This window comes from Streptococcus porcinus (assembly GCF_901542335.1).
Lineage (GTDB): Bacteria > Bacillota > Bacilli > Lactobacillales > Streptococcaceae > Streptococcus > Streptococcus porcinus_A.
Genome location: NZ_LR594036.1, coordinates 1,541,931 through 1,556,005 on the forward strand (window position 1 = coordinate 1,541,931; position 14,075 = coordinate 1,556,005).

Below are 14,075 nucleotides of genomic sequence, written 5' to 3' on the forward strand. Positions count from 1 at the left end.
CTCCTATAATTTTCCTCCAGAGGAAGCAACGCCCTGAATAAATTGTTTTTGAAAAATAAGATAAATAATTACCATTGGCCAAATCGCCAAAACACTAGCAGCCATTAATTGTGGATAATTAGTTGCATATGCTCCTTGGATTTTTGATAAGGCACTTGATAAGGTTGCTGATTCTGCTTCTGAATTGATAATTAATGGCCACAACAAATCTTTAAATGCAAATAAAGCAGTGAAGATGGCTAAAGCTATTAGACCGGACTTAGCAAGTGGCAGCATAATCTTAAAAAATGTCTGTCCTATATTGCAACCATCCAGCTCCGCAGCTTCTTCTAATTCTTTAGGTAAACTTACAAAAAATTGTCTTAATAGGAATGTGCCAAAAGCTGACACTAAACCTGGAAAAACTAGAGCAAAAACAGTATTTCGCATACCGAGGCTATTAATCATAAGATATTGCGGAATAACAAATAGTTGTGGAGGAACCATCATTTGGAAAAGTACTAGACCAAATAAGAAATTTCTACCGGGAAAGCGTAGGCGAGCGAAAGCATATGCTGCCATTGCACTGAATAAAACTGAACTGATAATTCGCCATAACATCATTAAAATCGTATTGATGTATAAAATAACGAAATTATTTTGTCGAATAACTTCTGAATAGTTACTAAACTGCCAAATATGTGGAAAAATTTTGAATGGATTCATTTGAGTAGATTCCGATACTGTTTTAAAGGAAGTTAAAATCATCCATATAAATGGTACTACCATTCCTAAGGCAATAAAAATAAGAAATAAATGTAGCCCTAACTTTGAAAAATATTTTTTTGACTTCATGTCTGCCCCTTTCTAGTGATAGTGAACCCATTTCTTCTGTACCTTCATCTGAATACCAGTAATAAGCATAATAATGATGAGTAAGAGCATCACAATCGTTGCACCATAGCCTCTGTCAGCATATTTAAAGGACTGATTATAAAAAAGGTAAACTAAAGAAACTGTGTTTTGATATGCTGGACTAGTCACACTTTGAACCATATAAATAGAGTCAAAAACCTGCATCGATGAAATGATATTGGTTACAATGACAAAAAACAAGGTAGGCGAAACTAGAGGCAATGTGATATAGAAAAACTGTTTTATCGAACTTGCACCATCTATGACTGCAACTTCATAATAATCTTTTGGAATCTCTTGGAGCCCAGCCAAAATCAATATCATTCCGTAGCCTACTGAACTCCAAATACCAATAATAGCAATCGAGTACATAGCTATTTTAGGATCCTTCAACCAATCAATAGCACCAATTCCTATTTTAGATAACATAAAATTGATTAATCCAAAATCCTCGTTATAAAGCCATTTCCAAACCATAGTTACTGCTGCAGGAGCTGCTACCATTGGTAAAAAGTAAATTGTTCTATAGAGATGCTTACCTTTGATATTTGCATTCAAAATACTTGCTAATATTAGAGCTAGAATGACCATTATAGGAACTACCAATAATGTATATAGAATTGTGTTCCAGGTTGCTTGCCAGACTTGGTGATCCTCTAGTAATCGTTTATAATTTGCTAACCCAATAAATATATCTCCTCTCCCAAAATCCCCACTTTTAAAAAAACTCATCTTTAGAGTTTGTAGAATAGGGATAATATTCAGGATAACTAAACCAATGATGGTCGGTGCTACAAATAGTAAGCCCCAAAAAGTTTGTTTTCGTTTTTTATAATTTTTCATTGCCTCATCTCCTATCAAAAACTGGAGAAGATTTTTCAATTTTCTCCAGCTTTAAATAAATGGCTATTTTTCTGACTTTAATTCTTCATTCATCATTTTAGCTGTTTTCTCGGCTGCTTTTTCGACAGATTCTTTCCCAAGGTAAGCCGGTTTTAGGGTTTCATATGCTTTATCTTCCCACTTGGTCGTCGCATTTGAGTATGGACGAATTTGAGCGTAGTCCAACATATCAATAAAGTGTTTTATCTTAAAGTTCTTGTTGGAATCTACCCAAGTATCCGATGTCCCTTTATAAGCAGAGATTGCAACACCAAGTTTAGCTTGCATAACTTGGCCTTCTTTTGAGCTTAGGTACTCTACCCATTTCCATGATTCTTTAGGATGTTTCGTATTAGCAGAGATTGCATTCCCTAGACCATTAAATATAGTTGCTCGTTTTTCTCCTTTTGGCAAAACAGCAACATCAACGTTTGCCTTAATATAATCATTTTGACTAAAAGAACTTAAGTTCCAAGAGCCAAAGTAACCCATCGCAACTTGCCCATTCTCAAGAGCTTCCACGCTGGCCTTATCATCAGTAACCTTAGGGGATAGCCCTTCATCTACAAAACTATTGTAGAACTTAAGAGCTTCCACAGTTTTAGGATCGTCATATCCGGATTTTTTATCTTTAGTGATGATGGTTCCACCATTTTGATAGACAAAATTATAATATCCTGACTGATTCTGTAAAGGAGCAAGGAACCCATATTGATGTTTATCTGCTTTTGTCAGACGTTTAGCGTTCTCTTTCAATGTCTGCCAATCCCAAGTTTCGTCCGGATATTTAATACCAGCTTCATCGAACATTTTTTTATTATACCAAAGGCCTATCGTATCAAAATCTTTAGGAATGGCGTATTGGTGGCCCTTAATAGCATAAATAGAGGTCAAATCTTTAGGAAAATGACTTAATGATACCATCTTGCTAGACTTAATATAATCATCAAGATTTAGCAACATTTCGTTAGCACCATAACGGTAGATTTCATTTGAATGCATCCAGAAAGTATCAGGTAATGAACCTCCTGTTGCACCAGCTTCCAGCATCGTCCAGTAAGTGTCCCAGGAAACAACCTGAATATCCACTTTAATTTTTGGATTTTTTTCTTCAAATTTATCAGCTATTTTACGAATCCCAGGTTCTTGACCTGAATCCCAAATAGCATATGAGATGGTTGTTTTTCCATCTTTTGGTGTAGAACTTTCTGTTTGTTTTTTATCCTTATCTGAACAAGCAGCTAAAGATAAGCCTAAACTAAAGAGTAGAATACCTAAGCCTAACTTTCTCATTTTCATTTTCGTCTTCCTCCTGAAAATCGAATATATTTATGTTATATTCATTATAGAATGTAACCGCTTCCTTTTGAATCTCTTGTTTTGACTTCCTTTATATTAAGTTGCGTTTTTTTTAGATTTCCTCAAATAAAATGTCACAAATACAAATATTTTTGGTAAAATGAGTTTATCATTCACGAAAGAGGATACATATGTCAACTCCAAAATTTTTCCTATTTAATAACACATCATATATGGATTTTTATCCTATACAGTTTGGATACGAAGATTGTGATCCCTTTCATTCCTTTGGACCTTCTGTTAGAAAACATTATATTTTCCATTACATTACTGAAGGGGAAGGAACATTATATATTAGTGAAGCTAATAAACATTATGTTCTTAAAGCGGGACAAGGATTTTTAATTCCTCCTCATCTTATTTCCAGTTATGAGGCAGATGCTGATAATCCTTGGTCATATATGTGGATTGAATTCAGCGGTATTAAAGCTTACCATTATATCCAACAAGCAGGACTGGATAAGGGGCATTACGTTTTTGAGCAATCAAAACCTCCAAAAGAAAGTTTAGTATACAATTATTTAAAAGAGCTAATTGATGGTCATGATAAACGCTCTTCATATATCATTGCTAAAACCTATCTATTTATTGATGCCTTAATTGAAGAGTCTCAATCACAAACTGTTACTTCTCATGACGATATCAAAGAATTCTACATCAGAGAGGCATTGAATTTTATAGAACGAAATTATGAAAATAATATTTCCGTTGAAATTATTGCTAACCATTGTAATCTAAACAGACATTATTTTAGTAGGCTTTTCAAAGAAAAGATGAATATTTCCCCACAAACCTTTTTAATTTCTTATCGACTAAGTAAATCCTGCGAACTATTAAGGCATACCAACATGTCTTTACAAGAAATTGCTGAAGCAGTCGGGTATTCCAATCAGTTTAATTTTTCAACTGCGTTCAAACGTCATTACAATTTGTCACCACTCCATTGGCGAAAACACCATAGTTAATATTTCCTATTTCCCTAGTTATCAATTCCTCCCATTTTTCATTAATAGAATAGATACTGAAAAAAGCTTCCTTAACCCTATCCTCTAAGGAAGCTTTTTTCTATTGTTACACTTTAGCTAGCACTTATATCAGAATAAAATAGGTACTAAAAACTTATTGCTAATTTATAAATGTAATAAGTATTTAACTGACAATCAGTAATTCTAAAGTATAATATATAATTTACTTAGCGCTTTTCAAGACAAGAAAATAAAAAACAAGGCAGGTCGCTCACAACCTCCTTGCCCCTAAAAACATGCTCATATATACTTGTCTATTCAAAATCTTCACGTCAAATACTGTCCAGCCTTTACTTTAGTATTCCCAAAACGCTAAGCAATCATCACTCAAGAAAATATAAAAAATAAAACTAATGACAAATCGAATAATACATCTAGAAAGAAGATAAATTAAGAAAGTTAATTTACGACTTCTTCTCACTTATTTCAATTTATCATGTTCATAGACATGATCTAGTTCAAGTCCTTCAAAAGCTTGCTGTCTAAGTGCTTCGTAAACAATCATGCAAACCGTATTCGAAAGATTTAAACTCCTAACGTGTTCATCGTTCATGGGTATACGTAGCGCTTTTTCAGGATATTTTCTCATAAATGCTTCGGGTAACCCCTTATCTTCGCGTCCAAACAAAAAGTAATGTCTCTGACCATCATCAAAATGTTCATCAGAATAGACCTTACTTGCAAATTTACTAATCAGATGCAATTGACCATCACACTTATCTAAAAAGTCTTCTAGATTATCATAAAAACGAACATCCAATTTTTCCCAATAATCAAGTCCTGCACGTCTCATCTTACGATCATCAATAGGGAAACCCATAGGTTTAATAATATGTAATGGTGCATTTGTAGCAGCACAAGTTCGAGCAATATTCCCAGTATTTTGAGGAATTTGGGGTTCAAAAAGTACAATATGGTTTTTAGAATTTACTTCTCGGTATTGGCTATGTTCAATATCAACTGTCATCATCTTTCCTCTTTTACTCATCAAAAAACCACACTGCCCGGAGTTAAACTCAGCAGACAATGTGGTTGGTGGTGATTCATTAACTTAAATCATAACAGGTTTGATTTAAACCAACGAATGCTTATTTTTTATTATAACACTTTAACAATCCTTGTCAATGCTTTTATTTGAAAAACAACTGTTTTTAGTGCTTACGATTGCGTTTGAGACTAAAATAGTCAGGAACAGGATCATCTCCACCGTCCACAAAAGGATGACAACGGAAAATACGAGCGATTCCCATCAATACCCCCTTTATACCATGTTTCTCAATAGCCTGAATCATATAAGTTGAACATGTTGGTCTATAACGACATGATGGCGGAAAAAGAGGTGAAATAAACCTTTGGTATAAACGAACCACATAAATCAGAAAAGCCTTAATCATTTATCAGTTACCGCTGCATTATGTAGTTGACTAACCTCTTTTTTATTAAGACGTCTAGCTTCTCCAGGACGTAAACCCGTTAAATCAAGTGTTCCAAAACGAGTTCGTGATAACTTATCTACTAAAAGTCCAACCGACTCAAACATTTTTTTCACTTGGTGATTACGTCCTTCATGAATAGTTAATTCAACAATAGAGCGATTTTTATCAGCTTCTACTCGAATAATATTGTAGCGTGCAGGCTTAGTTTTCTTACCATCAATGACCACACCACGTGTCAGTGGACGGAGATTTTCCTTAGTAGCAATACCTTTTACCCGAGCTAAATAGACCTTATCAATTTCATTACGAGGGTGAATCATTTTATCTGTAAAATCACCATCATTTGTCAAAATCAAAAGGCCAGAGGTATCCCAATCCAAACGGCCAACAGGATAAATACGTTCCTTAACTTGTGGTAATAAATCAATAACCGTTTTTCGTCCCTTATCATCAGAAACACTTGAAATGACACCACGTGGTTTATTTAGCAAATAATAGACTTTCTCTTCATTATAGATAGGACTACCTTCTACTTCCACCACATCACCTGACTTGACAATCGTTGCTAAATCTGTAATAACTTGGCCATTTAACGTTACCAAACCCCGCTTAATTAGCTCTTCTGCTTTTCTACGACTGGCGACACCAGCATGGGCAATATATTTATTTATTCTCATTTTTTCTCTTTTCTTTTGAAAATTCCACAGGTGTACAGTTAATCATTGTTTTGAAAAAGAGCAATCTCTTGGTCTTCAATTTCTAAACTCGACACGTCTATTAAGTCGTCCAAGTGATTAATACCCATATAATCCAAGAAATAATCAGTTGTGACATATAAATTTGGTCGACCAATTACTTCTTTTTTACCAGCCTCTTTTACCAGCTCAAAGGCTAGCAACTTACTCAAAGCACCACTCGAATTAACACCTCTAATATCATCAATTTCTAAACGTGTTATGGGTTGCTTATAAGCAATAATGGATAGAACTTCTAGACTCGCCCGTGATAAACTTTGATTAATTGGTGCTTTCGCAAAACTCTTTAATAATTCGGCATAAGCATTTTTAGTAACCAACTTGTAAGTTTGGGCTGATTCCATTAAACAAAGAGCTGAATCTGCATCTTCTTCATATTTTTCAGCTAATTTTTCCATTTGTTGTTGCAGTGCTGTCGGTGATAGATGGATTAAGTTTGCTAGCTGCCGCAAACTCAAGCCTTCTTCTCCGGAAACAAAGAGCAATGCTTCGATTTTTGATAAATGAGTCATGACATTTCCTTTATTAAAATGATATCTGCAAAAGTATCTGCTTGCTGAACTTTAGCTACTTGAACCTTGATTAATTCTAGTGTCGCTAAAAATAAAGTAATGACTTCATTGAGACTAGTACATTCTTTAAAGACATCAGTGAGAACAAGCTGTTTTTGCTTGTTTAACTTACCTTCCAAATGCTCCATCATGTCTTCAATAAGAAAATCCTCACGCTCAATAACTGTATGATTTTGTTTGAATTCTTCTTGTTTGACAGCCATTATTTTCGAAAAGGCTAAAAAGAGATCTGTAATGGTTTTGTCTTCTCGTAAGACAGTATCTTCAAAAATCAATTCTTGTTTTGGTTTTGAATAAAACAGAGCTCTACGATTATGTTGCTCTCCTAAAGCTTGACTCAACTCTTTAAAGCGACTATATTCCTCAATTTTGCTCAAAAGTGCGAATTCTGGATTATCAGCTTCTGGTTCAGCTTCGACAATTTTAGGTAAAAGGCGACGGCTTTTGATCAACATAAGCTGACTAGCCATCAACATATATTCCCCTGCTAATTCTAACTTCATAGCATGAAGTGTCTCAATGTAACTTAAATATTGTTCAATGACTTCTACAATAGGCACTTCGTAAATATCAACTTGATATTTGGAAACTAAATGCAGGAGTAAATCTAAGGGGCCTTCAAAATCTTTTAATTTTATATCCATTACATTTTGTAGTACTTTTCTAGTGTGATAGGACTTTTCAATCCTAGAAGTTGACTCAATTCCAATAGTGACTTACCAGCTGCTTTTTCTTTAAGTATATAGTGATGACGCAGATCTTGAGCATTTAAATGTGAACAGCCAATAGTGATTAAAAAAGCCTTTAATTGCGTAAAAAACCATTGACGTGAAAAAGCTTGACCTTTATGGTCAAAGAGGAAAAGAGCATCGTTATCAAGAATAGACTCTAAAAAAGGCAATAGTACTTTTGGCAATTGTAGCACACGAACATTACCTTGACGGTAAATCCGTAAACTCTGAAAAGCTAAAGAACAATCTGCTACCTTTATCATTGCAATTTCACTTGGTAAAAGGCCTAGTTCTAGGATTAGCAAGGCAATAGTCTGACCAATCTTTTCTGTTGAGTTCTGATAGAAAAGCTGCCTATCCAAATTTTGTTTCTCTATCTGATTTGTATCATTCTGGCTAATCTTCTCATCAATACGGAGATAGCTATTGTAATTTCCAGATTGATAAAGAAAGAGAAGAAACTGATTGACTGTTGAAAATTTTCGACGTTTGGCCGACTTACTCAAATGAGCAATTTGTTGCTTATACAAGGTTAGCCTTTCTTGGCTTAGTTTTTCTGAAATCATGTTAACAAATTGCAATAAATCATAGCGATAAGCCGATTTAGTATTGTCAGATAAGTGTTTTTGCTCAAGGAAAACTTCTACCAGATTAATCATCTTTTTTTGAAATCCTAAAATTATCTGTAAAGTCATGCAATAGGCTATTTAAAGCCTTAAGAATTGACTTACGCGTAATAATACCCACAAAAATATCTTGATCATTAACAACTGGTAAAAATGGATAATCAACTAATTTATGCATAATCAGTGTCAAACTAGCCGTATTGCGGATTGACTCAATTTTAGTATTAACCATTTCTCCAATATCAGTCTGGTTCAACTCCCAATCTGTTAGTTGTTTCTTAACTTGATAACTTAGAATATCTGAGATACTAATTGTACCCTTAAAATGACGATCTTTTGTCAAAACAGGAACTCTGGAAAAGCCATTATTAACCAATAATAGCATGACATGATCAGAATTATGAGTATCAATAAAAATGGCTAAATCATCTGCTGGTATTAGATAACTATCTAAATGTTGTAAAATAAAATCTTCAAATTCTTTTGCGATCATCGTTTAAATTCCTTAGTCAGTGACGGGTAAAGGCTATGATCTCGAGTCAAATAATCAACTTTGATGGCATCATCAGCCAATTCGATACGAGCATACAGCTTTTCATTAACCTCTCCACGAGGTTGCGACACGGATCCAGGATCAACAAAAAGGGTTTTTCCAAGTTTCCAAGCCGCTGGACGATGCAAGTGTCCATACAGACATAGATCTGCATCAGCTTCTTGTGCAAAATAGTCAAGTTTATCCCAAGTGAAATTGATATTATACAAGTGTCCATGTGTTTGAGCAATGGTAAAGGAGTCTAGCTTTGTCACTAAGCGATCTGGATACCCTATATCATAATCACAATTTCCACCTACCACATGGACCCCATCCCAAATAGAGTCTGAACTTTTCAATTCAGAATCTCCATTATGAAAAATGGCGTCCACTTGACCAATATATTTGTCTTTAATAGCTTGAATAATATCTCGATCTCCGTGAGAATCACTCATTACTATAATTGTTTTGCTTGCCACGATGGAAAGACCTCCATTAATTTTCGAACAGCTTGACCTCTATGCGATAATTGATTCTTTTCTTCAGCTTCTAGTTCAGCTGCATGACGACCGGTCTCACCGACAATAAAGAGAGGATCATAGCCAAAACCATGATTACCTTTTGGTTGAAAGGCAATATAACCAGGCCAATCTGCCTCAACAACAAGACTTTCTTTATCCGGTGCAGCTACTACCAAGGTTGAATGAAATTGCGCTGAACGATCTTTTTGATCAAAAACCATAGCTAATTCATGCAATAATTTAGCATTATTACGGTCATCTGTGGCATCAGGTACTGAAAAACGAGCTGACCAAACACCTGGAAGTCCCCCCAAGGCAGCCACTTTCAACCCCGAGTCATCTGCCAAGACCATTTTTCCTGTTAGGTGTGAAATAGTTTCTGCTTTCAAGCGAGCATTTTCTTCAAAGGTTACACCAGTTTCCGCGACCTCTGGCAAATCGGGATAATCGTTAAGATTTTCTACACGATAACCGAGATCAGCAAACAAACGACGGAATTCTTTGGTTTTTCCCTCATTTCGTGTAGCAATCAAGATTGTTTCGCCAACTCCTTTTCTGCTATCAGGGAAAAAGACAGCCATTGATACACCACCTTCTGGGAGATAGACAGCAAGTAACTTTTCATCCTCACTTAATAAGATAGCTCCTGCATGGCGGTCCACCTTGATTTCGCGCTTCGTTTCTTGATTGATCATATCAACAATAAAAGAAAGGAGTGAAAAAGGAGATTGGTAGCGAAGCACTGAAACATCATAGCCCTTAGGATTTTCCCAGTCTAGCTCGGTAGATATACCATCTAAAAGATCATCTATTTTTTTGACCATCATCTGGTCTACTCCCCAACCCGAGACCATATTATGACCAGTCATTTTTCCGATAAACCAGCTATCCTTGTCTTTATACTCGTAAATTTTTTCACTCATAAGGTCACATGCTCCACATTAATTTTTCGTTTTAACCATACTGAGGCAATCTCTTGAAAGGTTTCAGGGCTTGCCGTTGTGTAAAAATAGTGTCTCACTTTTTCTTGATAACGACCACTGTTGATTTCAAAGTAATTTAAGAGAACAGAGATATCTCGTACACACTCCGCTCCGCTATCAATCAACTTGACTGATGGTCCCATAACGTTTTGAATAATAGGACGAAGCAAGGGATAGTGGGTACAACCTAAGACCAAAGTATCTACCTTCCCAACCAAGGGTGCTAAAGTTTCATAAACAACCTTTTTTGCTACGCTAGATTGTATTTCATTGGACTCAACAATAGGTACAAATTTAGGACAAGCTAAGCTAGTCACCTTTACAGCTGGTGCTAGTAATTGAATTTTTTGGCGATAAATATCTGATGTTACAGTCATTGGAGTCCCAATCACACCTACACGACCATTTGTTGTTGACTTAATTGCTGCGCTTGAACCAGGTAAAATAACACCTAGAACAGGGATGTCTAATGCTTCTTTGACTTCTTCCCAAGCAACGGCCGTTGCTGTATTACAAGCAAAAACAATCATTTTAACATTTTTCGTCATCAAAAAATTAACGAGTTCCCAAGTGTATTCTCTAATTTGTTCGGCTGGCCTTGGGCCATATGGTGCTCTTGCAGAGTCACCGATATATATGATATTCTCATATGGGAGTTGACGCATTAACTCTCGAACAACTGTTAAACCACCAACCCCAGAATCTAGAAAACCAATCGGTCTATTATCCATTTAAACTACTTCCTAATTGACACGAAAAAAACTCAGCTGCTTAGCCAACTGAGTTTTTCTTCCAACTCTGAACAGTTGACATATCCTCTCGAAAATATAAATTAAGAAGTTTTTTCATATCAATGACTGTTCACATAATCATAAAGAATTGTTTAACTTTTCTTTACGTTGATTATTTCCCTTTAGCTGTAGCAGCCTTAGATTGTTTCACAATATTACGGTAGGTTTGTTGGATTTTAGCTTCACTTGGTTTCTGACCCATCTGGCTCATCATTTCCCTAATAGCTTCTGGCGTCAAACGAGGATGTTCTCCTAGTTCTTTTTCAATTTGCTTGCGGGCAATGTACATCCCGCCAAATAAACCAGCTGTAAGCGCAAGAATAATTAATAAAATCCAAATTGTTGTAGACATTTTCTTTGATTTCTCCTAGTTCTTTATTCCACTCATTATATCAAAAATTTACCTTATTTACAAATGACAAAAACAGTAGAACTTTTTTTTAAAAGGAAAAGTCAAAATCCCTAATAGTAACAAACTAAGTCGTCCAATTAGTTGATTTTCTTAAAACTAGCCACTACTACCAGTAGCGTCATACTCTAAATAAGTCAACTAGATGGATCTATTAACAGCATATAAAAACTAGCCTTCAGCGAGGCTAGTTAGGCAAAATTAGTCATTACGACCAAAAATACGAAGCAAGCTAATAAATAAGTTAATAAAATCTAAATAGAGACTTAAGGCCATAGCAACTGCCCAGCCATCTCCAACTTGACCATTGGTAGCTTGATAGACAGCTTTAATACGATTGTTATCAACTGCAATTAGACCTGAGAAGATTAATACTGAGACAATACTAATAATAAAGTTCAGACCTCCACTACCAATAAATAAGTTAACGACACTTGCCACAATAATTCCAATCACAGCAGCCATCAAAGCTTTACTAAAACCCGATAAGTCTTTCTTAGTAAGTAGTCCAATCATCGACATTGTAAAGAAAACAGTCGCAGACGAAATAAAGGCTTGAAGAACGGTTGTTTGTGTATAAGCAGCAATGATGAAGCTCAATGTAAAACCATTTAATGCTGAATAGAAGAGGAAAAGAGGCAAGGCCATAGGAGTGTTACGTTGCGCAGCCCCGCTAGCCACAAATACCAAAATCAATTCTAATATAATAGCACCATAGTAAACAAAAGGGTGATTTGCAATAATAGCAACCAGATTATCTCTAAAAGGATATAGCATTAGGTAGGATACAAAGGCAGATAATCCTACACCTGCTCCCACCAACCCGTATATCTTTGCAAAAAATTGGCTAAGACCAGAGTCAGTTTCCGAATAAATAATATGATCGTTCATAAATTTTCTCCTTTAAATAATTATCGATTATGACTGTTTAAAGTTTTACGCTTGAAAAAACGACGATTAGCCCATCGGTTGCGCATGGGAGTCACTGCTTCTTTAATTGCCCAATACTTATCAACCATCGTTACAATATAACTTTCACGATAACGCGGAAAAGCTACTGTAGCTCCCCACATATGTTTTAAGATAATATCTTCTTCTCGCTTATTAATATCTGTTAATTTTTTGGCATTACGTAGGGCAATTCTTGGATGTACCCAAGCATGACTCTTATTGAATTTTGTGACACGCCAATCATAGTAAAAGAAATCATGTAAGAGCCCGCCACGGGCTGTGCTTTTAGCATCCCAACCAAATCGCTTAGCAAGTTTATAGCTGGTATACGCGACGTTAATAGAATGTTCTAAACGGGTTGAATGCTGATGTTGAACAATTGATTCTAGTTTTTGAAATTTTGGATGATTGATTAAGTGTCCAACATGTTCCATAAATTCTTGGTCATTAGTATAATCCATTAGTTATCACCTCGTGTAGGTATTATACCATATTCCCTTAAATCAAGCTGAAAATAAGGATTCCGGCAGCTACAGCCACATTCAAACTTTCTGCCCGTCCAGGCATCGAAATGTGTACCAGTTGACTAGAGAGCTCTGCCATTTTGGTACTAATCCCTTGTCCTTCATTACCCATAACTAGTATGAAATCTGTTAAAGTTCCCAGTTGTTTATAATCAATGGATCGTTCTGACAAGGTAGTAGCTAAAATAGGCATCTCTTTAGACTTCATTGTCTCACAAAAAGCATAGATATCCGTACGCCAAACTGGTATATGATAATGGCTTCCCTGCATAGACCGTAAGGTTTTTTGGTTAAAGATATCAGCTGACTTTTCAGAGAGAAGGACACCATCAAAACCCGCAGCATCAGCTGTACGGATCATTGTTCCTAAGTTACCAGGATCCTGAACATCTTCCAACAAGAGATATTTCCCTTTACCTATACTTGGTAGGTCTAGTTGTTCTTGTTTAACTTCAGCAACTATCCCTTGAGGTGTTGGAGAGGTTGTCAGTTCCTTTAGAACTTCTGGTGTTACGGTAATAACCTTATCATCAGTAGCAACTCTGTCGACATAATCTTCCAATACAAAAATATGTAAAAAGCATACTTGAGCTTTTTTGGCCTCTTCAAACAAATGCCAGCCTTCAATAAGATAGGAATCTTTGCGGTGTTTCTTGTGCAAGAGTTTTTTACTTTGTTTGATAATTGGATTTGCTTTAGAACTTATTTTCATATCTCTATTATAACATATCTTTTTCGCCAGTTTAAAACATTAGAAAAGTCTACATATGTTATAATATGAAAAAGGAGGCTCTAAAATGAAAAAAGTTCAATTGACTGTTTCGGGTAAAGTTCAAGGTGTCGGTTTTCGATATAGCACTTATTCCTTAGCCCTGCAAATAGGGGGCATCTATGGTCGTGTTTGGAATAATGAGGATGGAACTGTTGGCATTTTGGCACAAGCGACCGATTCTCAAAAAATCGTTGATTTTATTCAAGAAATCCGCAAAGGGCCTTCCAAATGGTCCAAGGTCACTTATGTAGATGTCAAAATGGCAAATTTTGAAGACTATCATGATTTTAAAATCTCCAATTGAAATCAGAC

The 14,075-nt window shown here is 35.6% G+C and carries 19 protein-coding genes; 2 read left to right on the forward strand and 17 right to left on the reverse strand.

From position 1 onward, the window contains the following. Positions 1 to 3: 3 nt before the first annotated feature. From FGK96_RS07420 to FGK96_RS07430, 3 genes are all read right to left on the reverse strand, one after another. Entirely contained in the window at positions 4 to 834 is an 831-nt protein-coding gene (locus tag FGK96_RS07420) for a carbohydrate ABC transporter permease (protein ID WP_138082721.1), read from the reverse strand. 12 nt (positions 835 to 846) lie between these two features. Continuing rightward, positions 847 to 1,737, reverse strand: coding sequence for a carbohydrate ABC transporter permease (locus FGK96_RS07425; protein WP_138082723.1), 891 nt, complete (start codon positions 1,735 to 1,737; stop codon positions 847 to 849). 63 nt (positions 1,738 to 1,800) lie between these two features. Beyond that, the gene (locus FGK96_RS07430) at positions 1,801 to 3,075 is read right to left on the reverse strand and encodes an ABC transporter substrate-binding protein (protein WP_138082725.1); all 1,275 of its coding nucleotides are present in this window, start codon (positions 3,073 to 3,075) and stop codon (positions 1,801 to 1,803) included. Positions 3,076 to 3,266: 191 nt separating this feature from the next. Between FGK96_RS07430 and FGK96_RS07435 the strand changes: the two genes are divergently transcribed. Further along, complete coding sequence (locus FGK96_RS07435; RefSeq protein WP_138082727.1) at positions 3,267 to 4,100, forward strand: AraC family transcriptional regulator; 834 nt, start codon at positions 3,267 to 3,269, stop codon at positions 4,098 to 4,100. Between the two features lie 481 nt (positions 4,101 to 4,581). Here FGK96_RS07435 and FGK96_RS07440 read toward each other — a convergent pair whose 3' ends face one another. The 14 genes from FGK96_RS07440 to FGK96_RS07505 form a co-directional block, all read right to left on the reverse strand. Then, on the reverse strand, positions 4,582 to 5,127 hold the full coding sequence (locus FGK96_RS07440; protein WP_172601639.1) for a tRNA (cytidine(34)-2'-O)-methyltransferase: 546 nt from the start codon (positions 5,125 to 5,127) through the stop codon (positions 4,582 to 4,584). A 184-nt stretch (positions 5,128 to 5,311) separates the two neighbouring features. Further along, positions 5,312 to 5,554: a membrane protein insertion efficiency factor YidD gene (gene yidD, locus FGK96_RS07445; protein ID WP_138082732.1), complete on the reverse strand. Its 243-nt coding sequence runs from the start codon at positions 5,552 to 5,554 to the stop codon at positions 5,312 to 5,314. Next, a complete protein-coding gene (locus tag FGK96_RS07450) occupies positions 5,551 to 6,273 on the reverse strand; it encodes a pseudouridine synthase (protein ID WP_138082735.1) in 723 nt (240 codons plus the stop codon). The genes yidD and FGK96_RS07450 overlap by 4 nt, the downstream gene beginning before the upstream one ends. Positions 6,274 to 6,311: 38 nt before the next feature. Beyond that, the gene (scpB, locus tag FGK96_RS07455) at positions 6,312 to 6,863 is read right to left on the reverse strand and encodes an SMC-Scp complex subunit ScpB (RefSeq protein WP_138082739.1); all 552 of its coding nucleotides are present in this window, start codon (positions 6,861 to 6,863) and stop codon (positions 6,312 to 6,314) included. After that, positions 6,860 to 7,567, reverse strand: coding sequence for a segregation/condensation protein A (locus FGK96_RS07460; protein WP_138082742.1), 708 nt, complete (start codon positions 7,565 to 7,567; stop codon positions 6,860 to 6,862). Before FGK96_RS07460 ends, scpB begins: the two co-directional genes overlap by 4 nt. Next, complete coding sequence (gene xerD / locus FGK96_RS07465; protein WP_138082745.1) at positions 7,567 to 8,313, reverse strand: site-specific tyrosine recombinase XerD; 747 nt, start codon at positions 8,311 to 8,313, stop codon at positions 7,567 to 7,569. Before xerD ends, FGK96_RS07460 begins: the two co-directional genes overlap by 1 nt. Beyond that, positions 8,306 to 8,773 carry a cyclic-di-AMP-binding protein CbpB gene (cbpB, locus tag FGK96_RS07470; protein WP_138082748.1) on the reverse strand — a complete coding sequence of 156 codons (468 nt, stop codon included), beginning with the start codon at positions 8,771 to 8,773 and terminating at the stop codon, positions 8,306 to 8,308. The genes xerD and cbpB overlap by 8 nt, the downstream gene beginning before the upstream one ends. Continuing rightward, positions 8,770 to 9,291, reverse strand: coding sequence for a metallophosphoesterase (locus FGK96_RS07475; protein WP_138082751.1), 522 nt, complete (start codon positions 9,289 to 9,291; stop codon positions 8,770 to 8,772). Before FGK96_RS07475 ends, cbpB begins: the two co-directional genes overlap by 4 nt. Next, positions 9,270 to 10,256: a nucleoside-triphosphate diphosphatase gene (locus FGK96_RS07480; protein WP_138082754.1), complete on the reverse strand. Its 987-nt coding sequence runs from the start codon at positions 10,254 to 10,256 to the stop codon at positions 9,270 to 9,272. The genes FGK96_RS07475 and FGK96_RS07480 overlap by 22 nt, the downstream gene beginning before the upstream one ends. Further along, positions 10,253 to 11,047, reverse strand: coding sequence for a glutamate racemase (gene racE / locus FGK96_RS07485; protein WP_138082757.1), 795 nt, complete (start codon positions 11,045 to 11,047; stop codon positions 10,253 to 10,255). Before racE ends, FGK96_RS07480 begins: the two co-directional genes overlap by 4 nt. Before the next feature lie 172 nt (positions 11,048 to 11,219). Next, complete coding sequence (locus FGK96_RS07490; RefSeq protein WP_003084275.1) at positions 11,220 to 11,459, reverse strand: YneF family protein; 240 nt, start codon at positions 11,457 to 11,459, stop codon at positions 11,220 to 11,222. Positions 11,460 to 11,717: 258 nt separating this feature from the next. After that, positions 11,718 to 12,407, reverse strand: coding sequence for a Bax inhibitor-1/YccA family protein (locus tag FGK96_RS07495; RefSeq protein ID WP_138082760.1), 690 nt, complete (start codon positions 12,405 to 12,407; stop codon positions 11,718 to 11,720). A gap of 20 nt (positions 12,408 to 12,427) precedes the next feature. Next, positions 12,428 to 12,928, reverse strand: a complete 501-nt coding sequence (locus FGK96_RS07500; protein WP_003083777.1) for an HD domain-containing protein — start codon at positions 12,926 to 12,928, stop codon at positions 12,428 to 12,430. Positions 12,929 to 12,965: 37 nt separating this feature from the next. Then, positions 12,966 to 13,703, reverse strand: coding sequence for a TrmH family RNA methyltransferase (locus tag FGK96_RS07505; protein WP_172601613.1), 738 nt, complete (start codon positions 13,701 to 13,703; stop codon positions 12,966 to 12,968). An 85-nt stretch (positions 13,704 to 13,788) separates the two neighbouring features. On the opposite strand from FGK96_RS07505, the gene FGK96_RS07510 reads away from it, so the two are divergent. Beyond that, a complete protein-coding gene (locus FGK96_RS07510; RefSeq protein ID WP_138082766.1) occupies positions 13,789 to 14,067 on the forward strand; it encodes an acylphosphatase in 279 nt (92 codons plus the stop codon). Positions 14,068 to 14,075: the final 8 nt, after the last annotated feature.

Coding starts and splice junctions, on each gene's coding strand:
- FGK96_RS07420 (WP_138082721.1), bottom strand. CDS start 834: ATGAAGTCAAAAAAATATTTTTCAAAGTTAGGGCTACATTTATTTCTT.
- FGK96_RS07425 (WP_138082723.1), bottom strand. CDS start 1,737: ATGAAAAATTATAAAAAACGAAAACAAACTTTTTGGGGCTTACTATTT.
- FGK96_RS07430 (WP_138082725.1), bottom strand. CDS start 3,075: ATGAAAATGAGAAAGTTAGGCTTAGGTATTCTACTCTTTAGTTTAGGC.
- FGK96_RS07435 (WP_138082727.1), top strand. CDS start 3,267: ATGTCAACTCCAAAATTTTTCCTATTTAATAACACATCATATATGGAT.
- FGK96_RS07440 (WP_172601639.1), bottom strand. CDS start 5,127: ATGACAGTTGATATTGAACATAGCCAATACCGAGAAGTAAATTCTAAA.
- yidD (WP_138082732.1), bottom strand. CDS start 5,554: ATGATTAAGGCTTTTCTGATTTATGTGGTTCGTTTATACCAAAGGTTT.
- FGK96_RS07450 (WP_138082735.1), bottom strand. CDS start 6,273: ATGAGAATAAATAAATATATTGCCCATGCTGGTGTCGCCAGTCGTAGA.
- scpB (WP_138082739.1), bottom strand. CDS start 6,863: ATGACTCATTTATCAAAAATCGAAGCATTGCTCTTTGTTTCCGGAGAA.
- FGK96_RS07460 (WP_138082742.1), bottom strand. CDS start 7,567: ATGGATATAAAATTAAAAGATTTTGAAGGCCCCTTAGATTTACTCCTG.
- xerD (WP_138082745.1), bottom strand. CDS start 8,313: ATGATTAATCTGGTAGAAGTTTTCCTTGAGCAAAAACACTTATCTGAC.
- cbpB (WP_138082748.1), bottom strand. CDS start 8,773: ATGATCGCAAAAGAATTTGAAGATTTTATTTTACAACATTTAGATAGT.
- FGK96_RS07480 (WP_138082754.1), bottom strand. CDS start 10,256: ATGAGTGAAAAAATTTACGAGTATAAAGACAAGGATAGCTGGTTTATC.
- racE (WP_138082757.1), bottom strand. CDS start 11,047: ATGGATAATAGACCGATTGGTTTTCTAGATTCTGGGGTTGGTGGTTTA.
- FGK96_RS07490 (WP_003084275.1), bottom strand. CDS start 11,459: ATGTCTACAACAATTTGGATTTTATTAATTATTCTTGCGCTTACAGCT.
- FGK96_RS07495 (WP_138082760.1), bottom strand. CDS start 12,407: ATGAACGATCATATTATTTATTCGGAAACTGACTCTGGTCTTAGCCAA.
- FGK96_RS07500 (WP_003083777.1), bottom strand. CDS start 12,928: ATGGATTATACTAATGACCAAGAATTTATGGAACATGTTGGACACTTA.
- FGK96_RS07505 (WP_172601613.1), bottom strand. CDS start 13,703: ATGAAAATAAGTTCTAAAGCAAATCCAATTATCAAACAAAGTAAAAAA.
- FGK96_RS07510 (WP_138082766.1), top strand. CDS start 13,789: ATGAAAAAAGTTCAATTGACTGTTTCGGGTAAAGTTCAAGGTGTCGGT.